The organism is Streptomyces sp. NPDC088124, assembly GCF_040685895.1.
Lineage (GTDB): Bacteria > Actinomycetota > Actinomycetes > Streptomycetales > Streptomycetaceae > Streptomyces.
The window spans coordinates 174,064-195,948 of the sequence record NZ_JBFBJB010000004.1 but is presented as its reverse complement, the minus strand read 5'-3'; the positions used below and the strand labels follow the sequence as shown (position 1 = coordinate 195,948).

The 21,885-nt window shown below is 69.5% G+C and carries 19 protein-coding genes, 1 tRNA gene and 5 pseudogenes; 12 read left to right on the top strand and 13 right to left on the bottom strand.

Annotated features, from left to right (window positions below; translation table 11 throughout):
* Positions 1-140 precede the first annotated feature (140 nt).
* The gene (locus AB0P17_RS04830) at positions 141-1,457 is read left to right on the top strand and encodes an MFS transporter (RefSeq protein ID WP_365807583.1); all 1,317 of its coding nucleotides are present in this window, start codon (positions 141-143) and stop codon (positions 1,455-1,457) included.
* 20 nt (positions 1,458-1,477) lie between these two features.
* A complete protein-coding gene (locus AB0P17_RS04825) occupies positions 1,478-5,323 on the top strand; it encodes a hypothetical protein (protein ID WP_365807581.1) in 3,846 nt (1,281 codons plus the stop codon).
* A 20-nt stretch (positions 5,324-5,343) separates the two neighbouring features.
* Here the strand turns inward: AB0P17_RS04825 and AB0P17_RS04820 are convergent, their stop codons facing one another.
* From AB0P17_RS04820 to AB0P17_RS04805, 4 genes and pseudogenes are all read right to left on the bottom strand, one after another.
* Positions 5,344-5,679, bottom strand: coding sequence for an SDR family oxidoreductase (locus AB0P17_RS04820; RefSeq protein ID WP_365807695.1), 336 nt, complete (start codon positions 5,677-5,679; stop codon positions 5,344-5,346).
* An 85-nt stretch (positions 5,680-5,764) separates the two neighbouring features.
* A pseudogene (locus AB0P17_RS04815) lies at positions 5,765-5,914 on the bottom strand (hypothetical protein); the annotation flags it as partial.
* A gap of 281 nt (positions 5,915-6,195) precedes the next feature.
* Positions 6,196-6,297: pseudogene (locus tag AB0P17_RS04810) on the bottom strand (hypothetical protein); the annotation flags it as partial.
* A 109-nt stretch (positions 6,298-6,406) separates the two neighbouring features.
* Positions 6,407-6,526: pseudogene (locus AB0P17_RS04805) on the bottom strand (hypothetical protein); the annotation flags it as partial.
* Between the two features lie 346 nt (positions 6,527-6,872).
* On the opposite strand from AB0P17_RS04805, the gene AB0P17_RS04800 reads away from it, so the two are divergent.
* The gene (locus AB0P17_RS04800) at positions 6,873-7,175 is read left to right on the top strand and encodes a hypothetical protein (protein ID WP_365807580.1); all 303 of its coding nucleotides are present in this window, start codon (positions 6,873-6,875) and stop codon (positions 7,173-7,175) included.
* Positions 7,176-7,275: 100 nt separating this feature from the next.
* Here AB0P17_RS04800 and AB0P17_RS04795 read toward each other — a convergent pair whose 3' ends face one another.
* From AB0P17_RS04795 to AB0P17_RS04770, 6 genes are read right to left on the bottom strand one after another with little or no spacing between them, the layout of a single operon-like run.
* Positions 7,276-8,043, bottom strand: a complete 768-nt coding sequence (locus tag AB0P17_RS04795; RefSeq protein ID WP_365807578.1) for an SDR family oxidoreductase — start codon at positions 8,041-8,043, stop codon at positions 7,276-7,278.
* A complete protein-coding gene (locus AB0P17_RS04790) occupies positions 8,019-8,999 on the bottom strand; it encodes a Gfo/Idh/MocA family oxidoreductase (protein ID WP_365807577.1) in 981 nt (326 codons plus the stop codon). The genes AB0P17_RS04795 and AB0P17_RS04790 overlap by 25 nt, the downstream gene beginning before the upstream one ends.
* On the bottom strand, positions 8,996-9,916 hold the full coding sequence (locus tag AB0P17_RS04785) for a sugar phosphate isomerase/epimerase (RefSeq protein WP_365807576.1): 921 nt from the start codon (positions 9,914-9,916) through the stop codon (positions 8,996-8,998). Before AB0P17_RS04785 ends, AB0P17_RS04790 begins: the two co-directional genes overlap by 4 nt.
* A complete protein-coding gene (locus AB0P17_RS04780) occupies positions 9,913-10,485 on the bottom strand; it encodes a VOC family protein (protein ID WP_365807574.1) in 573 nt (190 codons plus the stop codon). Before AB0P17_RS04780 ends, AB0P17_RS04785 begins: the two co-directional genes overlap by 4 nt.
* On the bottom strand, positions 10,482-11,477 hold the full coding sequence (locus AB0P17_RS04775; RefSeq protein WP_365807573.1) for a LacI family DNA-binding transcriptional regulator: 996 nt from the start codon (positions 11,475-11,477) through the stop codon (positions 10,482-10,484). The genes AB0P17_RS04780 and AB0P17_RS04775 overlap by 4 nt, the downstream gene beginning before the upstream one ends.
* Positions 11,470-12,357: a Gfo/Idh/MocA family oxidoreductase gene (locus tag AB0P17_RS04770; protein WP_365807571.1), complete on the bottom strand. Its 888-nt coding sequence runs from the start codon at positions 12,355-12,357 to the stop codon at positions 11,470-11,472. Before AB0P17_RS04770 ends, AB0P17_RS04775 begins: the two co-directional genes overlap by 8 nt.
* 190 nt (positions 12,358-12,547) lie before the next feature.
* On the opposite strand from AB0P17_RS04770, the gene eda reads away from it, so the two are divergent.
* The 7 genes from eda (at position 12,548) to AB0P17_RS04735 (ending at position 18,398) form a co-directional block, all read left to right on the top strand.
* Entirely contained in the window at positions 12,548-13,276 is a 729-nt protein-coding gene (eda, locus tag AB0P17_RS04765) for a bifunctional 4-hydroxy-2-oxoglutarate aldolase/2-dehydro-3-deoxy-phosphogluconate aldolase (RefSeq protein ID WP_365807570.1), read from the top strand.
* Positions 13,273-13,860, top strand: a complete 588-nt coding sequence (locus tag AB0P17_RS04760) for an AAA family ATPase (protein WP_365807569.1) — start codon at positions 13,273-13,275, stop codon at positions 13,858-13,860. The genes eda and AB0P17_RS04760 overlap by 4 nt, the downstream gene beginning before the upstream one ends.
* A 119-nt stretch (positions 13,861-13,979) precedes the next feature.
* On the top strand, positions 13,980-14,777 hold the full coding sequence (locus tag AB0P17_RS04755; RefSeq protein WP_365807568.1) for an IclR family transcriptional regulator: 798 nt from the start codon (positions 13,980-13,982) through the stop codon (positions 14,775-14,777).
* Between the two features lie 88 nt (positions 14,778-14,865).
* Positions 14,866-16,287 carry an MFS transporter gene (locus AB0P17_RS04750; protein WP_365807566.1) on the top strand — a complete coding sequence of 474 codons (1,422 nt, stop codon included), beginning with the start codon at positions 14,866-14,868 and terminating at the stop codon, positions 16,285-16,287.
* A gap of 57 nt (positions 16,288-16,344) precedes the next feature.
* On the top strand, positions 16,345-17,157 hold the full coding sequence (locus AB0P17_RS04745) for a sugar phosphate isomerase/epimerase family protein (RefSeq protein WP_365807564.1): 813 nt from the start codon (positions 16,345-16,347) through the stop codon (positions 17,155-17,157).
* Positions 17,158-17,323: 166 nt separating this feature from the next.
* Complete coding sequence (locus AB0P17_RS04740; protein ID WP_365807563.1) at positions 17,324-18,115, top strand: SDR family oxidoreductase; 792 nt, start codon at positions 17,324-17,326, stop codon at positions 18,113-18,115.
* Between the two features lie 64 nt (positions 18,116-18,179).
* Positions 18,180-18,398 (top strand): hypothetical protein, encoded by a 219-nt coding sequence (locus AB0P17_RS04735; protein WP_365807562.1) that lies wholly within the window; start codon positions 18,180-18,182, stop codon positions 18,396-18,398.
* 212 nt (positions 18,399-18,610) lie between these two features.
* Here AB0P17_RS04735 and AB0P17_RS04730 read toward each other — a convergent pair.
* The 3 genes and pseudogenes from AB0P17_RS04730 to AB0P17_RS04720 all read right to left on the bottom strand — a co-directional run.
* Positions 18,611-18,832, bottom strand: a pseudogene (locus AB0P17_RS04730) (integrase core domain-containing protein); the annotation flags it as partial.
* A gap of 100 nt (positions 18,833-18,932) precedes the next feature.
* Positions 18,933-18,995: pseudogene (locus AB0P17_RS04725) on the bottom strand (hypothetical protein); the annotation flags it as partial.
* A gap of 578 nt (positions 18,996-19,573) precedes the next feature.
* A tRNA-Ala gene (locus AB0P17_RS04720) sits at positions 19,574-19,646 on the bottom strand.
* Between the two features lie 185 nt (positions 19,647-19,831).
* Between AB0P17_RS04720 and AB0P17_RS04715 the strand changes: the two genes are divergently transcribed.
* On the top strand, positions 19,832-20,380 hold the full coding sequence (locus tag AB0P17_RS04715; RefSeq protein ID WP_329822797.1) for a DNA-binding protein: 549 nt from the start codon (positions 19,832-19,834) through the stop codon (positions 20,378-20,380).
* 73 nt (positions 20,381-20,453) lie between these two features.
* A complete protein-coding gene (locus AB0P17_RS04710) occupies positions 20,454-21,842 on the top strand; it encodes a serine/threonine-protein kinase (protein WP_365807560.1) in 1,389 nt (462 codons plus the stop codon).
* The last annotated feature ends 43 nt before the right edge of the window (positions 21,843-21,885 follow it).

Genomic DNA, 21,885 nt, shown 5'->3' with positions numbered 1-21,885 from the left:
TACCTTCCTCATGATGTGTACGCATCTTGAGAAACCCAGGAGCTACGCCGCCGCTTCGCAGTTCTTCGGATGAACACCACTCGTACGGTCCAACCGGCCCCGAAATCCCCCCGGCACAACGTCGTGTAGGAGGAACAGCCATGGCCCAGCGGACGGTCGGAGCTGCCCCTGGCGAAGCCGTCGGCCGGGAGGAGGTCAGCTCCCAGCAGTGGCGATGGTCCGTCCTGGCCGGTATGGCGTCCTATCTGGACGCGGGATCCATCGTGGCCCTCGGCGCCGGGCTGGCCCTGTTCCAGACGTATCTGGAGCTGAGCAGCACGGTGGTGGGCGCGCTCGCCGCGATCGGCCCGAACGCGGTCGGCTGCGCGATCGGCGCGTTCATCGGGGGCCGGCTGGGTGACCGCCTCGGCCGTAAGCGCATCTACAAGTACGACCTGCTGGTGTACGCGGCGGGGGTGCTCTGTGTCGCGCTCTCCTTCGACTCCCTCATGCTCTTCCTCGGGGTCTTCGTCATCGGGGTGGCGGTCGGTGCGGACGTGCCCACCTCACTGGCGCTGGTCGGCGAGTTCTCGCCGCCGAAGTCGCGCGGCAGGCTGCTCGGTTTCACCCAGGTGGCCTGGTCGCTGGGGCCCGTGGTGGTCCTGGTGCTGGCCCTGGTGCTCGCCCCGCTGGGACTGCTGGGCATCCGGATCGTCTTCCTCCATCTGCTCGTCGTCGCCCTGATCACCTGGGCGCTGCGCCAGGGGCTCAGCGAGTCACCGCGCTGGCAGGCCGCGTCCGCCGCCGCGGCCGCGGGGACGGCCGCCGGGACGGCCGCGGGCCACGGCGTACGGCAGCTGTTCTCCGGGGCCCATCTGCGGGCCCTGGCGTGGACCGGGACGATCTACGTCTTCTGGGGGCTGGCGGCCGGTACGGCGGGCATCTTCACGCCGTACTTCGTCCAGACGCTCGGCGCCGGGGGCCAGGCCGCGGGCGTGGCGCTGTCCTGCGCGGGCTTCGTGATCAGCATCGCGGTGACGGTGCTGGTGTTCATGCGGCATGCGGATGGGGCGCACGGGACGCGCAGGCTGCTGTGGGGCGTCGGCTCGGTGTTGCAGATCGTGGCGTACGCGCTCTTCCTCGTCCTGCCGTTCACGATCCCGGTGATCATCGTCAACATCGTGCTGTTCAGCGCGGGCGGCGCCCTCGCGGGCGAGGCGTTCTACAAGGTCTTCAGCCAGGAGCTGTTCCCCACCATGCTGCGCGGCACGGCGCAGGGCTTCACCTTCGGGGTGGCGCGCGTGTTCCTCGGCGTCTGGAGCTTCTTCGTACCCACGCTCGCGCAGGTCGGGCTCGGCGTCGTGGGCGGTCTGCTGTCGCTGTTTCTGCTGGTCAGCGGCGTGGTCGGGTTCTTCTTCATGCCCAATACCTCCGGCAAGCCGCTGGAGCTGATCGAGGCGGAGCGTGCCACGGCATGAGCAGGGGCAGGAATGCGGGCATGAATCCGGGATCAATCGGAACCGCGAACGCGCACACGGACACCCGCACGAGCGCGGGCGAGCTCCTGGCCCGGTTCACCGCGCCGGGGCCGGAGTACACCCCGCTGCCCCTCTGGTGGTGGAGCGGCGCGAAGGTCACGCGGCAGGGTCTGCGGCGCCAGATGACGGAGCTGGTCTCGCAGGGCGTACGGCAGGCCGTGGTCATGTGTCTGGCGCCGACGGGGCCGATGTTCGGCTCGCTCGCCGACGATCCGCCCTTCCTCAGCCCCCGGTGGATCGAGCTGCTGGACGGCGCCTGCGAGGACGCGCGTGAGCTGGGCTTCCACCTGTGGATGTACGACCAGATCGGCTTCTCCGGCGCCAACTTCCAGGGCAGGCTCACCGCCGGGCGCCCCGATTTCGCCGGACTCGCCCTGCACCAGGGGGCCCACGGGGTGATCGAGGAGCGGGTCAGCGGCTTCGACTACTTCGGCACCGAGGCGTGCGCGGCCCTGCTCGACCAGGTGCACGGCGAGCTGGAGCGCCAGGTGGGGCACTGGTTCGGCACGGTCATCCCCGGGTTCTTCCAGGACGAGCTGCCGCCGATGCCGACCTGGGGGCGGGACTTCGCGGCCACGTTCGAGAAGGCGTACGGGTACGACCTGGTGCCGCTGCGCTCCGCGCTGTTCGCGGGCGGCCGGAGTGCCGAGGGCGCCCGGTATCTCGGGGCCGTGAGCCGGGACGCGGCGCGGGTCCGCCGGGACTACCACGCGCACCGGGCCACGCTGGCGCGCCGGGCGTTCTTCGACCCGCTGGACGACTGGTTCGCCGAGCGGGGGCTGGTCTGCGGCTTCGACCAGGCGTCCCCGGCGCGGGAGGGCGATCCGGTGGGCGGGGTGCTGCTCTACGGCGACTACCTGGGCACCCACAAGGGGTACGGGGCGCCCGGCAGTGACCACTGGGGCGACCCGAAGGCGCACAGTTCACTGGCGCACGCGCACGGCGGCCCGCGGACCTGGATCGAGGCGTTCCACTCCTCCGGCTGGGGCGGCACGCTGGAGGAGACGTACGACTGGCTCGCGCCCTTTCTGCGCCGGGGCGCCAACCTCTACGACCCGCACGCCGTCTACTACTCGACGGCCGGGGGCTGGTGGGAGTGGGCCCCGCCGTCCACCTGCTGGCGTCAGCCGTACTGGCCCTCGTACCACCAGTTCGCCGGGGCGGTGACCCGGCTCTGCTCGGTGCTGTCGGCCGGTACGCACGTCTGCGACACGGTGCTGCTCTCCCCGACGAGCACCGCCCAGGCGTATCTGACGCTGGACGGGCCGCTGCCGCCCGCGCGGCGCGCGGTCGCCGCGTACCACGAACTGAACGGCGTGAGCGCCTGGTTCGCGGAGCGCCGCGGGGTGCTGGAGCGGGCCGGGGCCGATCACGACACGCTGGACGAGGCGACCGTCGCGGGCGCCACGGTCACCGGGGACGGCGGGCTGCGGATCGGCCGGGAGACCTACCGCAATGTGGTGATCCCCGACGTGGCGCTCGTCGACGCGGCGGCGGAGTCGGTCCTCGCGGAGTTCGCGCGGGCGGGCGGCCGGGTGATCCGCGTCGGCCGGAGCCCGGTGGGCCCGGCGCTGGCCGGGCTCGCGGTGCGGGTCGCCGCTCCGCGGGACGTACCGGCGGCGCTGGCGGCGGGGCCGGTCCGGGTACGGGCCGACGCGCCGTATCTGCTGCGGCGGCTGGGGGCACCGGGGGGCGCGACGCCGCGGGAGAACCCGGCACGGCCCCCGGACGACACCTGGGTGGTGCTGCTCGCCGCGCACGACGAGCTCAGCGGTACGAAGGCGCCGATGACGCGGCTGGCGGGGCTGGACCGGCACGACTGGGCCGACGCGGGCTTCCCGTGGGACGAGTACTGGCGCCAGTTGCGGGAGGACGGCTACGTCTTCGTGCCGCCGGGCGACCGGCGCGCGCGGGTCACCGTCGAGGGCCTGCCGCCGCTGCGGGCGCAGCGCTGGGACCCGCGGACGGGGGCGCGTACGGAGCTGACGGTGGCCGACGAGGGGGACGGGGACTTCTGGACGGTGGAGGTCGACTTCGCCGACGGCCCCATGACCCTGCTCGTGCTCGGCGCGGAGCTGCCCGACGCCACCCGGGAGCCGCTGGGCGAGCCCGTGGACAGCACCCCCGTAGAGGGCCCGTGGCGGGCGCTGGCGCGCTCGACGCTGGACAACACCCACGGCGACCTGGCCGCCGCCGACCGTACGGGCGTCCTGCCCGTGGAGGTCTGGCGCCTGGAGCACCGGGCCGACGGCGACGGGCCCGGCGACTGGCGGCCGGTCGTCGCCGGGTACGGCCCGTTCGCCGAGGTCCGCGACCCGGACGGAACCTGGCGGCCCGCCCGGTGGTCGCTCTCCCGCGGCATCCACAAGGACCCCGCGCACCAAGGGCCGCTGGGCCCCAAGGGGTACGTACCGGAGGAGTTCCTCGACTGGCGCCATGTGCCGCGCGGCGCCACCGTCGCCGTACGCACCCGGATCGAGCTGCCCGAGCCCGACGGGACGGCCGGGGACGGTGGGGGCGAGGACGGGGCGGCGCGCTGGCTCGCCGTGGGGGCAGGGGCGGCGCGCCGGGTACGGATCGACGGCACCGGACTGCCCGCCGAGGGCGAGGGGTACCAGTCCTTCAGCCCGCTGCCCGCGCACACGGCGGGGCGCACGGTCGAGGTGGAGATCGAGTTCACCGCCGAGCGCGACGGGCCGCTGCGCGCCTCCTTCGCCGTGGTCACCGACCCCGCCGCGTACCGCAGGCCGGAGTGGCTGACCGGCACGGAGCCGACCCGGGTCTTCCGGCTCGCGGAGGTCCCGGACGACGCGGAGGTGCTGGTCGGCTGCGAGGGCGCCTGCACGGTGCTGGTCAACGGCGTCGAGGTGGGCCGCCAGGGCGACTTCAACCCGTACCCGGGCCACCGCGAGATCCGGGTGCACCCCTACGACCTGCGTACGGTGCTGCGCCCGGGGGAGAACACGCTGGCGCTGCGGCTCGGCGAGGGCGGCGCGGCGACGGTGGATTCCCGCACCCTGGACGTGCTCAGCGGCCCGGGCTGGACATCGGCCGCGCCGCGCCGGCACCACCCGCGCGACCCGCGTTTCCTGTGCGCCCGGGTCAGACCGCATCCGCTGCCCGGCGCGAGCTGGCTGGAGCCGGGAGCGGCGCAAGGCGGTGTCGTACTGCCCCTGGTGCCCCGGTCACCGGCCGCCGGGGAAGACGGCGCACGGACCGAGTGGCTCCGCTTCCCGGCGCCGCTGGGGACGACCGCGCTGCGGATCCCCACCGCCCTCGATGTGGCGGTGACGGCGGCGGACCGCACGTACCGTCCGGCGGCGGACGGCCGGGTCCGCTTCCCCGCCCCGCTGCCCGCCGGGACGGAGGTCCTGCTGCGGGTCACGGCGACCGACGGCCGGCACGGCGGCGCCCTGCTGGACACGGCGATCGAGGCCGAGGTCGCCGAGGCCCCGGCGGAGCTGGTGGCCTGGGAGGAGCTCGGGCTGCGCGCCCTGGGCGGCGAGGTCCGCCACCGTACGGTCTTCCGCGCACCGCCCGGCGGGCGCCTGGTGCTCGACCTGGGCGAGGTGCGCGGCACGGCCGACGTGCTGGTCAACGGCGCGCTGGTCGACCGGCTCGTCTGGGGCCCCTGGCGCACCGAGATCACCGGTGCCCTGCGCCCCGGGGAGAACGACCTGGAGATCGTGGTCCGCGGCACCCTCGCGGGCTACCTGGACGACGCGTCCCCGACGACGGCGGTCACCGCGGGCCAGGTCCGTACGGGCCTCTTCGGACCGGTACGACTGGTGCGGTACGAAGCGTGACCCGGCCCGCGGCGCCCCGCTCACCAGGGCAGCGTCAACCCGGCCCCGGTGGCGTCGGAGCAGGTGAAGGTGCCGGTCGGGCCGCCGTCGGGGAGCGTGGCCATCCGTACGGGCATGACGGCGCCCTGTTCCCGCGACAGGATGCCGGAGTGGTCGTTGGCATCGGTCGGCACCCAGTTCGGGGAGACGGAGTTGACGAGGATGCCCTCCTCGCGCAGTTCGTTGGCGTACATGACGGTGAGGGCGTTCACCGCGGTCTTGGAGAGGCTGTAGCCGAGGAGGACGGGGAAGCCGCCGTCCGGGAAGGCGCCGGTCGGGTCGTGGTTCTCGGCGGCGGCGGTGAGCGAGCCGAGCACGCTGCTGATGTTGACGACGCGGGGGGCCGTCGGCGCGCAGTTCACTCGCGGCCGCCCGGCCGCGCTCTCCGTCGCGGGCTCCGAGGTAGGCGGTCGTACCGAGGTCGGCGAGCTGCTCGACGACGGCGCGTCCGACGCCCTTGTTGGCGCCGGTGACGAGGGCGACGCGCGGGACCGAGCGGGGGAGATCATGAGGAGCCTTTCCTGAGGGTGACGGGGGTGCGCGGGGAAGGATGATCGGTCGGCTGTGAGGGGCCCTGGGCCGGTGCGGTACAGCGCATCGCGGCGCCGGTCGGCGTGCCCAGGAGAAGGACCGCGATCAGGGGGATCAGGGTCTCCCTCGCCGCCTGGGTCAGGCCGTTGTGGACGGCCTGTTCGGCGAGCTGGTGCCCTCGGCGGGCCAGGTGTCCGGGGAGGCCATGGGGGGGTCGTCCCCAGGTCGGCGTCGCCCGTCGCCCGGCCGGTGACGGTGGCCGGCCCGGAGGCTCCGCCGAGGATTCCCATCGCCCGGCCGCGGTCGCCGTCCGGGAAGAGATGAGTGATGAGGGTCAGGGTCTGCGGGGTCAGCAGCGCCGCCCCCAGACCCTGCACCGCGCGGGCGGCGATCAGCGTCTCCACGCCCGTGGAGAGCCCGGCGCCCAGGGAGGCCGCGGTGAACACGGCCCCCGGCGACGAAGACCCGCCGGGGGCCGTAGCGGTCGCCGAGCCGACTGGTGAACAGCATGGGGACGGCGTACGCGAGCAGGTGGACGCTGGTGACCCACACCACCGCGTTGAGACCGGTGCCGAGGCCGCGCACCATGGCCGGCACGGCCACCGACACGATCGACGTGTCCACCACGATCATGAACAGTCCCAGCGACAGGGCAGCCAGCGCCGCCCACGGGCCGGTGGTACGCGGCCCCTGCCCACTCCCTGTCATGTCCCCTGCCTCACTCGTGGTCTCCTCGTGTTCTCCGCTCGATCGGGGGAGGCTCAGGGGCGCGTACGCGTGGTCGCGGACACCCCTGAGCCCCCGTACGGGTGCACCGCCCGTCAGTAGCGGACCGCCCCGTAGTCGATGCCCTCGGCGGGGTAGGTCGCGGCGCGTCGGGCGAGGCCGCGCATCCGCTCCCGCATCTCGCTCAGCAGCCGACGAGGATGCGGGCCGACGTAGGGCCCGTAAGGAAGCCGTCGTTGTCGGGATCGGCGCGGTGGCGATCACTGCGGCTGCCGGGTCGGTGCCGCACGAGGTCTTCGCCGGCTCCTTCAGCACGGCCGACATGACGACTCCGCAGATCACGTTCTTCTACGGCGGGGCCGGCCTGTACCTCATGTACGCGCTCGGCACGGCGTGCCGATGGACTCGCCGCTACGCCCGCATGTCCCGGCGCCCGCATTCCACCGGGCTCTGGATGGCCGCCGTCGCTCTCGGTGCGATGGCGGTTGCCCGCGCCATCCGCGCCGTCATTGTCACCGTTCGCGCGGCCGGCGTCCAGGGATCCGGGCCCCCGTAGCTGCTGGACGAAGGTGACGACAGCGCAGTACTCAACTTCGACTCCTCGGAGCTTGCCGTCCGGCTCCGCCGGGCCTCGGCCCGGATCGATAAGGGGGTCCCTAGGACCCCATACCGAGATGCGCTCCACCGGCGACGTCGAGAGAGACGCCGGTGATGTACCGGTTGGCCCGGTCCGTGAGGAAGCCAATCGCGTTGGCGACCTCGGCCGGTTCGGCGAAGCGTCGCATGGGGAGCTGCGCGGCGCGAGCGTCGCGTGCTGCCTGCGCGGAGCCGGACTGGTCGGCGAGCAGTGTCCACATCGGCGTGTTCACCGGTCCGGGGTTGACTGTGTTGACCGAGATCCCGTCCGGTCCGAGGATCTTCGCCATCGACCACATGATGTGCAGCACGGCGATCTTGCTGGCGTTGTACGGCAGGTAGTCGAGCCGCGCTTCCTTGGCCGCGACCGACGACAGCAGCAGAATGGTGCCCTTCGTGCCGCTGCCCCGCATGAGGTTCGCGACCTCGCGCGTGATGGTGAACGTGCCCGTGGCGTTGATGCGCATGGTGCGATCGAACTCCTCGGTCGTGGTCGCCAGCGGATCGGGTGTGCCGCCGAGCACCCCCGCGGCGTGGACGAGGACGTCGATGCGGCCGTGCTCGGCGACGGTCCGGCGTACCACTTCGGCGGTCTGCTGCTCGTCGGTGACGTCGAGCTCGGAGAAGCCGGTGATGTCCTGCCCGCCGAGCGGTGCGAGGTCGGCCCCGACGACGATGTCCCCGCGCGCCTGCAGCGCCTCGACGACGGCCGCGCCGATGCCGCCGCTGGAGCCGGTGACCAGGGCGACCTGGGGCAGAGGTGCTAGTGCACTGCTTTGCTGGACCACGTGCGTCCCTCCTGCTCCTCGGTGGGCAGGCCTGCCGCCGCGAGGATCTTGTCGAGTAGCTGCTGGGTCTTGACCGCTTCCCATCCGGAGGTCAGCGGCTGCTGCCGGTCCTGAACGCGGTCGAGGAAGTGGCGGACCGCGTCGGCGAAGCCGAAGGTCTCGGTCGCGGTCGCCCAGCCGAATGCCTCCGGGCTCATCGACCGGACGGTGCGGACGCCGTCCGCCGTCACCGCGACGGTGTCGGGGGCGATGACCTCCGCCGAGCGCAGCTGCCCGTACGCGTCGAGCTTCTCACCCCACGCTCCGGCGGCTCGGGCCGCGACCAGCAGGCCCGTATTCCCGGTCGAGAACCGGATGAGGGCGGCCGTGCCGTCCTCCTCCCAGGGGTCGGTTCCGGCGGCCGCGCTGGTGACCTCGACGACGTCTCCGCCGCAGAACCAGCGGAGGAGGTCCACCATGTGGATCGCGTTCTCGAACGTGGCCCGGTACTCGGAGCCGGCGCGGTTCTTCTGCGCGACGCAGAACGACGCTCCGGCCGCACCGAACGCTTCCCTCGCAGCGACGTACACGGGCGCGAACCGCCGGTTCAGGCCGACCATCAGGATGCGGCCGTGCTTGTCGGCGAGCTCCGCGAGACGGACCGAGTCGGAGGTCGAGGTGGCGAGGGGTTTCTCGCAGAACACGTCGGTGCCAGCGCGGAGGGCGCTCTCGACGGCCGCGACGTGCTCGGAGCGGGGAGTGAGCACGAAGACGGCGTCGAGCTCTTCGGCGTCGAGCATCGCGTCGACCGTGCGGTACACGTTCGCGAACCCCCACCGACGCTGCAGCGGGCTCGGGTCCTCGCGCCGCGACACCAGGGCGCGCAGCTCGACGTCGTCGCGCTGAACGAGGGTGGGCAGCTGCGCGATGCTGGCGATGTTGCCGGCGCCAACCACGCCGACGCGCAGTGCGGTCACGAGCGGACCTCGGCGTTCTGGCCGGTCGCCTTGACATCGAGCTGTCGCAGCAGCGTACGGAGGTGCTCGGCGCCGCGACGGAATCCGATCTCGGGGGCGTCGAGATCCTGCGGATGCCACCGGTACTCGTATTCGAGCGAGAGCACGTCGTCGTAGCCGACCTCGCGGAGGCGTCGGAGGATGGGCGACCAGGCGAGGGTGCCGTCGCCGACGACGCGCGAGATGACGGCGCGTTCCTCGGCGTGCACGCGCGCCGTTTCGGATGCGACGAACGGGGCGTTCGGGTCCTTGAAGACAAGGTCCTTGACGTGCACGTGGCCGATGAGATCGCCCTGGACGGCGAAGGCGTCGTCGACGTCCTCGTCGTGGGTGAAGGTGAGGTTCGCCTGGTCGTAGAGGACGCGGACGGCGGGCGAGTCGACCGCGCGGATGAGCTTGGCGGTGTCGCGCGCGGTCTGCGTCATGGTGCCGAAGTGGTTCTCGGCGCAGAGCACGACGCCTGCGTCCGCCGCCGGGCCGGAGAGCTCCTGGAACGAGCGGACGAGCTGCGCCCAGTGCGCGGCGTGGTCCTGCCGGTCCGGCTGCCACGCGCCGGAATAGACGCGGATGCGGTTCGCCCCGATCGCGTGGGCGATGTCGATGGCCGATCGCAGTTCGTCGACGGCTGTTCCGCGTATGCGCTCGTCGGTCGCGTTGATGGCGGTCGTGTACGGGGTGAGCCCGATGACGGGGATGCCTTCGCCGTCGGCGACGCGTGCCGCTTCCGCCGCTGCCGCGGCACCGCCGATGGGCAGACCGCTCGTGTAGTCGTCCTGGTAGATCACCTCGGCGGCATCCAGGCCGGCTCGGGCGAAGAGTTTAAGCGCTTCGGGAACGGTGTGGTCGGGAGTGCCGAGGGTGTGGCCGGCGATCTTCACGAGGGTGTCTCCGAGGTCTTCGAGGTCTTCGAGGTCGAGTGGGTGTGCCAGTCGTGGGGCCCGACGAGACGCGGGGGATCGACGACCCGCGAGCGGTCGACGAACTCGAGGATGAGCCCCCAAGAGGTGCGGGCGTACACCCACCGGTTCCCGGCGACGGCGGGGCTGTCGCCGGCGACCTCCTTGCGCGCACCGAGGATCTCGATGCCCCGGAGGTCGGCGACCGCGTCGACGACGTCGTCCACGTCGTCGACGACGAAGCAGAGGTGGTGCCCGCCCGCATCGCTGGCGCGCGGGAACACGGGGGAGCGGTCCTCGCTCCACCACTGGAACAGCTCCACGTTCAGGTTCGGCGGCAGCCGGAGCATGCGCAGCTCCAGGTGTGCGTCCGCGGGCACGCCGAAGTGCTCCGGCATGACCGCGGCATCGGGTCCGCGGGTGGAGCGATAGAGCTCCTCGGCGCCGAGGAGGACGGTGAACAGGCGGGTGGCGTCGTCGAGGTCGGGGACGGTGAAGGCCATGTGGTCCACATATTGGAGACCGGGAAGGCGACCGGGGTTCGGATTCATGAGCGGTGTTCCTGGGTGGAGGAGCGGATGAGAAGCGATGGCTCGAGCACGACGTGTTCGGGTGGGCCGCCGGCGATGAGGCCCTCGCCGAGTTCGATGGCGATCCGTCCGAGGTCGGTGATTGGTTGTCGGACGCTGGTCAACCGGGGGTTGAACTGGGCGCCGAGGTCGAGGCCGTCGAAGCCGATCACCGACAGGTCGGCGGGCACGGACAGTCCGCGCGAGCCGAGCTCGGAGATCATGGCGAATGCGATGAGGTCGTTGGAGGCGATCACCGCTGTCGGGCGGATCGGTTCCCGCATCCAGTGGTCCAAGATCCCCGGCCCCGGTTCGGCGCCGGGCGCCGCCTCCAGGACGACGGGCGGGATGGCGTGACGCTCGGCGGCGTGGTGGTAGGCGTCCCAGCGATCCTGGGCGGTGTACGTGCCGACGATCCCCGGGGCGTAGGCGATGTTCGAGTGGCCGAGACCAAGGAGGTGGTCGAAGGCGAGGTCGACGCCCCGGGCGCTGTCGACAGTGACGGTGGGCACGGCCGGGTCGTCTTCGACCCGGTCGATGACGACGACCCGGTTCTGAAACGCGTACCGGCGGAGCGCCTCGAGGTTGACCCGGGTCGAGGGGGCGACGATGCCGAAGGGGGAGTACATGGAGTGCATCGCGCTCACGTAGTCGGCGGTCTGCCCGGTGTCGCCGTCGGTGATGCAGAGCATCAGCTGGTAGCCGCGTGCTTCGGCGGCGGCGGCGGTCGTGCGCGCCAGCTCGGCGAAGAACGGGTTGGTCAGGTCCGGAACGATCAGCGGGATGAGGTTGCTTGAGCCGCGGCGGAGAGCCTGCGCGAGGGGGTTCATCGAGTACCCGAGCTCCGCTGCGACACGCAGCACGTGTTCCCGGGTCGCCGCGCGCACGGCGTCCGGTTTCGAGAACGCGCGCGACACGGTCGAGCGGTGCACGCCGGCCGCTTCGGCGACGTCGTCGATGCTCACCTCAGCCACGACGTGCCGTCCTCTCCAGGTGCGGCGACCAGATGAGCTCCATAGTGGTCACAAGCTCGGCGAGCGTCGGCAGGCCCGCGAACCCGGTCGTGAGCGTGTCGGCGACGCCGGTGACGAAGACGTCGTACAGCGGGTCGCTGTCGACTTCGAGGACGGCGCTCTTGGTGACGCCGGATTGGTCGGTGAATGTCGCGTCGCCGTTGGTGTCGACGGTGGCGAACCCGTTGGTCCCGGCCGCGGTGAAGCTGCAGTACCGCTTCAGCGGCGAGGGGGGGAACGCGTAGCCGACCTCGACGATTGCCTCGCGGCCCGTGGCGGTGGTCAGGACCATCGTGGAGTGATCGTCGACCGCCTCGCCGTGCAGCGTGGTGGAGAGCTTCTGGACGACGTCGACGGGGTGTCCGAGGTGGCGAATCGCCAGGTCGACGAAGTGCGGGCCGAGGTTCATCAGGCTGCCGCCGCCGGAGAGGGCGGGTTCGAGCATCCACGGGTTGCCGTTGCGCCGGTACCGCGAGGGCGGACCGGCGACGAACGCCATCCGTTCGTAGACAATGTCGCCGGCTTGTCGCAGCCAAGTGTCGATCGGGGCGCCGCGCTGGACGAGCGGCACGGTCGTCGGCACGGCGGCCAAGCGCGCCTCCTCCTCGATCGTCCGAAGGTCGTCGAGGCTCGCACCGGCTGGCTTCTCGATCACGAACGGGATGCCGCGGTCGATGAGCTCTCGGCCGACCGCGAGCATCTCGTGGTGCGGGCAGAACACGAACGCCACCTCGATGCCGTCCTGGTCCAGAGCCTCGTCGACGCTCGCCGCGACGGGTGCGCCCAAAGGCTCGGCGAATGCCCGGGAGACCGCGGGGTCGGGGTCCTGCACCGCCGTCACGCGGAAGTGTCGAGCGAGCCCGGCACAGTACAGCGGCGCGTGCCAGTGGGACGCACCCAGCACCACGGCCGAGGGCCGAGGAGCCGAAGAGGAATGATCCACCGCCGTGGACTCCTTCGTCTCGATGAGGATCCCGGCGCATCAGTCGCCCCCGAATGAGAACGATTGCTGAGATCGATTGCAGCCCAGGGTGCAATACCTCGCCGCGATTCGTCAACGCATCGGGATCGCGGCTCGCGAAGCGCGCCAAAGTGGTGTACCCATCGGGGTCATGTTCCAGAAACTCCACGTCATAGAGACCATCCGCGATTCCGGCAACATCCTCATCGTCCGCCTCGACACCGCCGAGGAGGCGTTCGAGGTCGCCTCGGCAGCCGTCGCCGGCGGCATCCGCGCCCTCGAGATCACCCTGTCGATCCCCGGCGCCCTCACCGTGATCGAGCGTCTGACCGAGCGCTTCGCCGGTGAAGATGTCGTCTTCGGCGCGGGCACCGTCCTCGACGGGCACGCCGCCTGGTCGAGCATTCAGGCCGGCGCGCAGTTCCTCGTCAGCCCGAACCTCAACCCCGAGATGATCCGCGTCGCCAACCGCTACCAGGTCGTCACCATCAGTGGCGCCTACACGCCGACCGAGATCCTCGATACGGCCGAGGCCGGCTCGGACATCGTCAAGCTCTTCCCCACCGAAGCCGGCGGCATCCCTTACGCCAAGGCGGTCCTGGCGCCGCTCGCGCACGTCCCGATCCTTCCGGCGGGTGGCGTAACCACCACCAATGTCGGCGACTGGTTCGCCGCAGGCGTCGCGGCGGTCGGAGTGGGCAGCGCCATCACCAAGGCCGGTCGCCCCGACGGCGACATGGGCAAGGTCACCGCGGCGGCGAAGGAGTTCGTGGCCGCGATCGCGCGAGTGAAGCGATGACAACCGACGTCCAGGCCCTGCCCGTTGCCTACATCACGCTCGGTGGGGCAGGGTCGGGTAAGTCGACCCTGTCGAGACACCTCAGCTCCCTCACGGGCGCGGCGTATCTCGACAAGGACACGCTCGCCGGGCCCCTCGTGCGAGTGGCTCTCGAGGCGTTCGGACAGGATCCCTCCGATCGGGAATCGAACGAGCTGTACCTGCGGAGGGTCATGCCGGCCGAGTACGAGACGCTCTTCGCGACCGCCGGCCGGAATCTGGAACTCGGCCACTCCGTCGTCCTCGATGCACCGTTCGTGGCGTACCTCGGAGACCCCGACTTCCTGCGTCGCTCGACCGAGAGTGCAGGCTGGCCCGCCGCTCGCATCCGGGTGATCCACGTGCGCACCTCGCCCGAGGTCGTGCGGCAACGATTGATCGAGCGCGGCAGCGAGCGGGACCGGGTCAAGCTCGCCGGATGGGACGTCTACTGGGAGCGATTCGGTGCACTCGAGTGCCGCTGGAATACCGGCGAGCACGACGTCGTCGTGAACGATGACGAGTCGGCGTTCACGCGTCTGCGTGAGCTGGTGCAGCAGATCTGACCGCTGCGTTCCCGGGGTCTGACGACCAGGAGGGCTTGACAGCCAGGCGGACGCGTGTGATTTTTCGTAACAGCGTTACAGACGCGGACGCGGATCCACGATGGCGAGGAGACGAGGACATGGCACTAGCCGATGACGTCACAAATGCGATGCGTGTGCTCGAACTGCTGGCGCCGCATCCCGAAGGCCGACGCGTCACGGAGATCGCCGAGCGCCTGGGCGTCAACAAGGCCATCGCTCATCGCCTCCTCGCCGCCCTGGTCGATGCGGGCTATGTGAATCAGGATCCCCGCACCTCCAGCTACTTCGCCACTCACAGCCTCGGCGCCCTGGGGCTCCGCCAGCTGTCCTCGTCAGCAGTGGAAACGTGGGCTCAGCGAAGCCTGGACTCGCTCGCGGCGGAGTGTGAAGAGCTCGTTCGCCTGGCGGTAGCCACCAACGACTCCTTGAAGTGGATCGCCAAAGCCCAGGGTGCGAACTCGTCCCTCCGCATCGACCCCGTCATGGGCCAGGACGCGGTCCCCCACGCCACTGCATCCGGGAAGGCGTGGCTCGCCACTCTTTCTCCGGACCGAGTCGCGACCGTGCTGGCGAACGAGAGCCGTCTCGACGTCACCCCCAGATCCACCCTCGATCGGTCCGCTCTCCAGGTCGAGCTCGACGAGGTTCGTCACCGCGGATACGCCACGACGATTGAGGAGATGGACCTCGGTATCAGTGCCGTGGCGGCCGCCATCCACGGAGCCGGACCGGGCCGGGAGGCCACCGGGACGATCAGCATCGCGGGCCCCTCCGTGCGGATGACCCGAGCACGCATGGCCGAGCTGTCGCCGCCCCTGCTCGCGGCTGCGGCTGACATCTCCCGGAGCTGGCCGAGCTATGCCTACCTCGTCGCCGACGAGGAACTCTCCGCCTAGACAGGCAGACACCCCTTCAACAAGTTCAGCGACCCTCGGCCCGGGGCGTTGGGATGCTCACTCGCGGCCAAATGCAATGGAGAATGCAATGACGCCCTCACGTTGCGCGCCCAGCGCGTCCACCCTCGACAGCGCAGATCCTGCCCCGCGCAAGGGGCAGGCCCGTAACCTGCTCGCCGGAACCGTCGGGCACTTTGTCGAGTGGTACGACTGGTATATATACGGTCTTCTCGCCTCTGTCTTCTCCGCGCAGATCTTCCCCTCGGGCTCCCAGTTCGCGTCCCTCATCGCCGCGTTCCTCACTTACGCCATCGGGTTCATCGTGCGGCCTCTGAGCGGCATCGTCATCTCGCCGCTTGCCGACCGGTACGGGCGCCGACGCGTCCTGTCTCTCGCGGTCTCGGGGATGGCTCTCGGCGCGTTGATCATCGGGCTTACACCCTCGTACGCGACCATCGGCTACTTCGCGCCGATCCTGTTCGTCGTCGCCCGCATCCTCCAGGGCATCTCCGCCGGCGTCGAGGGGCAGAGCGCCATCGCGTACATGGTGGAACACGCTCCAGCCAACCGGCGCGGTTTTTTCGGGTCCTTCACCAACATGGCCAGCGGGCTGGCAACCCTCGCCGCAACGGGCGCCGCAGCCACCGTCACCTCTCTTTTCGCCGCCGACGCCTTGGCGTCTTACGGATGGAGGATCCCTTTCATCATCGGTGGTGTGATCGGCGTCGCTGGACTCATCCTCCGCGCCCGCTCGGACGAGTCTCCGGAGTTCGAAGCCAGCACGCTCGTCGAGCAGAAGTCCGCACCCGCGAAGCTCCTCCAGCTGCTCCGCGAGCACCCCAAGGCGCTCCTGCAGACTGCTGCCCTTTCCGCTCCCGCCGTGGCCTACTACACCTGGGCGACGTTCCTGCCCACCTACGCCAACCTCACCTCGGGCCGAGACCTGTCCTCCGCCCTTACCGGCAGCGCGATCGGCCTAGCCCTGCTGGTTGTCGTCGTTCCTGCCAGCGGCTACCTCTCCGACCGTCTCGGTCGCCGGAAGATCTTCCCCATCATCGGCGCCATCGGAATGATCGTCCTGTTCTATCCGCTCCTTCTCCTCCTGCAGGCGCCCGGCTTCGGTGTCTACGTCATCGTCGCCGCCTCCGGATGGGTAGTCCTCGGAATCTGGCAAGGCGTCTACCCCACCATCCAGGCTGAGCTGTTCCCCGCCTCGGTCCGCGTCTCCGGAATCGGATTCGCCCATCAGATCGTCATCGCCCTCTTCGGCGGCACCGCACCCCTCATCGCAGCCGCGTTCGTCGGCGCCGGACGGCCCATGTACGTGGCGATCTACATGATCGTCATCGTCGCCCTGTGCCTCGTCGTCTACTTCACGCTCCCGGAGACCGGCAGCCGCGCCCCGCGGGAGATCGTTTCCGCGACCGACACCATCGCCGTCGTCATGAGCGAGAACTCGTCCACTGCTGCCAGTTCAGCCCCTGAACGGTTCGAGGACTCCCGGTCGTAGCCGCCCCTGCTCCCGAGCGCGCGATGGGGGCACCTCAAAGATTGAACGGAAATTCATATGATCATCAACACTTTTTCATATCTTTGGTCGGCAACGGCCATCGATGCGATATCTGAGCTGGTCCAGAATGGGTACATTACCTTCGAGGTTCCCATCAGCTCTCCACATTGCTGGCCGGAAGAGATCTCCAGCTCCGAGCATTCGCGAATCCTGGCGACGCTCAACGAGAACGGCGCCAAGATCCGATCCCTTAACGCCGGCGGATACGACATCAATCTGGCCAGTCCTGGTGCCAGCATGCGCCGGAAGAGCATCGAGCACATCACGTCGGTGATCGATCTTGCGGTAGCTTGGGATGTCCCGGAAATTGTGATCTCACCCGGCACACGGCGCCCCATGATCTCCCCCTCACTCGAGAATGTCCACGGGTGGATGCACGAAAGCCTGGAAGAGCTGATCCCGCTGGCCAAGCGGGCGGGAAAACGACTCCTCTTCGAGAACACCCCCTACTGCTTTGCTCCGACGATCGGGGAACTGGCAGATATCGTCGACACGGTCAATGATGATGCACTAAAAATCGTGTACGACGTCGCGAACGCTGCTTACATCGGGGAGGATCCCGTATCGAGTCTGCGCTCACACCACGGATCGGTTGCACTCATGCATATCTCCGATACGGGTACTGAAACGTGGGGCCACGACCCCATCGGCACTGGGGTGATCGATTGGAACGGGCTGGGTAAAGCAGTCCAAGAAACAATTGGGGTAGACAACGTCGTGCTCGAAGTCATCCGCGAAGAGAACACCCTTGAAGAATTCGCGAAGGCGATGCGTGACCTCAGTGAAGAGGGTTGGAATCTCGGAGAGTGATTTCAGCGCATCGGTGTTCAGAGCGACTCCGAGGCTCATCGAACAGTAAGGTGACATTTCTCGATCACCGGTGTGAGTCGAAGTGCTTCGAAACGCATCAGAAAGCTGTCACGACTTGTGTGACCTGCTGAGTATGCCCGCTGGAAATATACAAGGAGAGTGTGCGATGAGAGCTCTGGTCAGTGGCGGAAGCAGCGGCATCGGCGCGGCTGCAAGCCTGAGGCTCGCAGAGGCAGCGCTTGCCCGTGGCGAACAGCCGATGATCGCAGTATCCGGCCTTACTGCGAACGCGCGACAAGACGAGGTCGTCCGATCGATCCAGTCGATGGGCGGCAAAGCCATTGCATTGACAGGAGACCTGGGTGATCCCGACGTACCTGGTCAGCTGGTAACCGCTGTGGTCGACGAGTTCGGCGGCTTGGATGCGCTGGTGGCAAATGCCGGAATCGCCAACCCTGGCGCACTCAAGGATCTCTCCCTCGAGGACTGGGACGGCATGTTCTCCGTCAACCTCCGCGGGGCGTGGCTACTTGCCAAAGCAAGTTACCCGCACCTGAAGGATAGCCGCGGGTCCGCCTGTTTCACCTCTTCAATGTCCGGCCAGCTCCCACATGCCGGATCAGGTGCATACAGTCCGACCAAGGCTGCGCTCACGCTGTTGGCTCAGACACTCGCACTGGAATGGGCACCTGACGGAATCCGCGTGAACGTGGTATCCCCGGGAATGACTCGCACGCAGATGACTGAACAAATGTACCTCGATCCCGAAGTCAAGAAGGCAAGGGAAAAAATCATCCCGTTGTCGAAAATTGGCGACCCGATGGATATCGCGAACGTGATCGAGTTTCTTGTCAGCCCGCTGGCAGGATATGTCACCGGCCAAGATGTCTGCGTCGATGGGGGTTTCTCCAAGTCCATTCTCAGTCACATTCCCGGTCGGCCCAGCTCCAAGTCCTGACGGGGTTCTTCTTCCCCTGGCCACCGAGGCCGATCGTGAGCGGCTCCGCCGCCCGCTCTATGGCGTGGCTGAAGAGGAAGCTGCACAGATCAGCAGTTGGCCGACCGAAGAGTGGCAGCTCCATGATCGGGACACGGAGACCGTTGTCGGCCGCCGCTGGGAATTCGCAGACCTCTGGACGGTGGTGCTGCCGAGCCATCTCGGCCGTACGGTGATCTTGCACGGGCTGGGCCCCGGGCCCGACGAACGGATCCTGACCGCTGTCACAGACGCCTCGCCATAGGGGTTCGATCTGGACCAGCCGCTGCACTACGAGGATCTCGGACATCAGCGAGGCGTCTGGCCCCTTGCCGATCATGTTGCCGCTTCCACCCACCCGGACATCATCCGGCGCTTCGGGTTGGATTCCGAAGCCCGTTGAGGCAGCCGAAGACTGGTACCCAAACCGGGGGCGGCTCCATGCTGAGGTGCCCCCCGGAGTGTGGACACAGGGGTTCATGCCGCGAGTGTGAGTCTACGTTCTGTTTGGTGCTGCTGTTCGAACTCGACGGGTGAGAGGTAGCCGAGCGAGCTGTGGCGCCTTCGCCCGTTGTAGTACGTCAGCCACTGGAAGATTTCCAGCCTGGCCTGGCTGATCGTCGTGAAACACCTCTGGTGCAGCGTCTCTCTCTTCAGCCCCTGCCAGAAGCTCTCGGCGAGGGCGTTGTCGTAACTCGACTTCGACAGCGGCCATGACCTCATCGTCCAGGGCGTCCGGGAGGTGTCCGTACCGGTCCACGGTGGTCGTGATGGACTCGTGCCCCAGCCTGGCCTGGATGGCGGGCAGCGGCACCTTCGCGGCGATCAGCCACGACGCGTGTGAGTGCCGGAGGTCGTGGATCCTGGGTCGCTTGATGAGTCCGTATTTCTCCGCAGCAAGTTCGATGGCGGGCAGCCATCGAAGGCGGCGAAACGTTCCTGCATCTCATCGTCTGCCTTCGGGACCGGTGTAAAGAAGATCGTTCTGCTTGAGCCCCTTGGCCCGGCGCTGAAGCCTCTCCCACAGGCTCCACCTGATGACAACCGTCCGGCGGGACTATCACCCTGAATGCCGGTAAGCCGGTCGATGTGGGCCAGGGCGAAGGCTCGAACATCGTGCCCGGCCTGCGGAGTTCGGCTACGAACCCCTGCCCCCGTACCCACCCGGGTGGCCACTGCTGACCGTGCCCGTTCACCAGGTCACGGAAGCGCTCGGCGGCCGTCTCGTCCTCGAAGACCTCGGACTCCTGCTTGCCACCACGGGCTCCGCCGGCCCTCCACATGACGGTGAAGCTCGCCGTTCCGTCGCGCTTGTCCCGTTTCTTGCTGTACGCCATGGAAGGCACCGCAAATCAGACCGGTGCTGACACGGTGCTGACGTTATGAACACAGAGAGGCCCCCTGACCTACGCTTCCGCAGGTCAGGGGCCTCCAACGCTGTGGAGCCTAGGGGAGTCGAACCCCTGACATCTGCCATGCAAAGACAGCGCTCTACCAACTGAGCTAAGGCCCCGTGACGAGTGGGTACGCCGACCAGCAGAGACCGGCACTCCCCTCACCGCGCACCAGAATAGCGGGTGCACCAGGTGATCCCGCAAAACGATTGGGGCTCCCCGTCCGCGACCACGCTCCGTAAGATGCCCCACGAGGTTCGCAGCAGTGAAGCTGCCGCATTGGGGAAGCGATGGGGAGACGCGTATGGATGCCGCACAGCAGGAATCGACTGCCAGAGCCAGAGAGCTCCAGAGAAGCTGGTACGGGGAGCCATTGGGGGCGCTCTTCCGTCGCCTCATCGATGACCTGGGCCTGAACCAGGCGCGGCTCGCGGCCGTGCTGGGGCTGTCCGCCCCGATGCTCTCGCAGTTGATGAGCGGCCAGCGCGCGAAGATCGGCAACCCCGCGGTGGTCCAGCGGGTGCAGGCGCTGCAGGATCTGGCGGGTCAGGTGGCGGACGGCAGCGTCAGCGCCGGGGAGGCCACGGACCGGATGGAGGAGATCAAGAAGTCCCAGGGGGGCTCCGTCCTGACCGGGACCAGCCAGACCACGAACAGCTCGGGCGCGCCCACCGTGCGCCGGGTCGTGCGGGAGATCCAGTCCCTGCTGCGGTCGGTCGCCGCGGCCGGCGACATCATAGACGCGGCGGACTCCCTCGCCCCGACCCAGCCCGAACTGGCAGAGTTCCTCCGGGTCTACGGTGCCGGGCGCACCGCGGACGCGGTCGCCCACTACGAGGCGCACCAGAGCTGACGCGGTACCGGCCACGGGCAGGGGCAAGGGCGGAAGTCCGCCGGACACGACGACGGGGAGCGAGCGCGGCACCATGGGTGAGGTCTTCGCGGGGCGGTACGAGCTGATCGACCCGATCGGCCGCGGCGGTGTGGGCGCCGTCTGGCGCGCCTGGGACCACCGGCGCCGCCGTTACGTGGCCGCGAAGGTCCTCCAGCAGAGCGACGCGCACACCCTGCTGCGGTTCGTCCGCGAGCAGGCGCTCAGGATCGATCATCCGCATGTCCTCGCCCCGGCGAGCTGGGCGGCGGACGACGACAAGGTGCTGTTCACCATGGACCTGGTGACCGGCGGGTCGCTGGCGCATGTCATCGGCGACTACGGCCCGCTGCCGCCCCGCTTCGTCTGCACCCTGCTCGATCAGCTCCTCGCCGGTCTGGCCGCGGTGCACGCGGAGGGGGTCGTGCACCGCGACATCAAACCGGCCAACATCCTGCTCGACGCCACCGGAACGGCGCGGCCGCACCTGCGCCTGTCCGACTTCGGCATCTCCATGCGCAAGGGGGAGCCACGGCTGACGGAGACCAACTACGTGGTGGGGACACCCGGTTACTTCGCGCCCGAGCAGCTGATGGGCGCGGAGCCCGACTTCCCCGCCGATCTCTTCGCGGTCGGCCTGGTCGCGCTCTACCTGCTGCAGGGTCAGAAACCCGACGCCAAGGCGCTCGTCGAGCACTTCGAGGCACATGGCACCCCGGGCGCGCCGCAGGGCATCCCGGAGCCGCTGTGGCAGGTTCTGGCCGGGCTCGTACAGCCGGACCCGCACGCCAGGTTCCGTACGGCCACGGGCGCGCGCAAGGCGCTGACGACGGCCGTGGATCTGCTGCCCGAGGCCGGGGAGGACGAGGAGCCGGTCGAGATCTTCGACCAGATCGGTCCGCTGCCGCCCGGGTTCGGTCCCTCCGGCCCCGTGAAGGAGCCGGAACCCGAACCGCAGCCGCAGCAGTCCCCACAGCCCGAGCCGACACCCGCGCCGACGCCTGTCCCGGCCCCGCTCGCGACACCGGAACCGCCCGCCGAGCCGTCCGCCGCGTCCCCGCACACGCCCACGCCCACGCCTCCGCCCCCCACCTCCATGTCGGAGACCGGCAGCTTCCATCTCCCCCCACCGCCGGCCCGTCACCAGGAGCCCCGGCCACAGCCCCAGGCAGGGCCCCTCCCGCAGCCGTACGCACAGCCCCAGCCCCAGCCGTACCCCTCGCCGGCCGAGCTGGCCCAGTCGCAGGCGCCGACCTCGGCCGTACGGCAGGACCACAGCCTCACGCGCCCGTACACCGCCGAGACCCCGCAGGCGCCCCGTACCGTCGCCCACCACGCGCCCCGCAGGCGCCCGGGACCGCCCACGAAGGTGACGGTCCCGGTCCTGCTGCTGGCGCTGGCCTGTTTCGCCGTCGGCTTCTGGGCGCTGACCCAGGTCGTCTGACGCGCGGAGCCGTCGCGTACGGCCTCACGCGCCGACGCGGCCC

Bases quoted from the DNA above. Each gene is read 5' to 3' on its own strand.
- AB0P17_RS04830 (WP_365807583.1), top strand. From the start codon at position 141: ATGGCCCAGCGGACGGTCGGAGCTGCCCCTGGCGAAGCCGTCGGCCGG.
- AB0P17_RS04825 (WP_365807581.1), top strand. From the start codon at position 1,478: ATGAATCCGGGATCAATCGGAACCGCGAACGCGCACACGGACACCCGC.
- AB0P17_RS04780 (WP_365807574.1), bottom strand. From the start codon at position 10,485: ATGAATCCGAACCCCGGTCGCCTTCCCGGTCTCCAATATGTGGACCAC.
- AB0P17_RS04760 (WP_365807569.1), top strand. From the start codon at position 13,273: ATGACAACCGACGTCCAGGCCCTGCCCGTTGCCTACATCACGCTCGGT.
- AB0P17_RS04755 (WP_365807568.1), top strand. From the start codon at position 13,980: ATGGCACTAGCCGATGACGTCACAAATGCGATGCGTGTGCTCGAACTG.
- AB0P17_RS04750 (WP_365807566.1), top strand. From the start codon at position 14,866: ATGACGCCCTCACGTTGCGCGCCCAGCGCGTCCACCCTCGACAGCGCA.
- AB0P17_RS04745 (WP_365807564.1), top strand. From the start codon at position 16,345: ATGATCATCAACACTTTTTCATATCTTTGGTCGGCAACGGCCATCGAT.
- AB0P17_RS04740 (WP_365807563.1), top strand. From the start codon at position 17,324: ATGAGAGCTCTGGTCAGTGGCGGAAGCAGCGGCATCGGCGCGGCTGCA.
- AB0P17_RS04715 (WP_329822797.1), top strand. From the start codon at position 19,832: ATGGATGCCGCACAGCAGGAATCGACTGCCAGAGCCAGAGAGCTCCAG.
- AB0P17_RS04710 (WP_365807560.1), top strand. From the start codon at position 20,454: ATGGGTGAGGTCTTCGCGGGGCGGTACGAGCTGATCGACCCGATCGGC.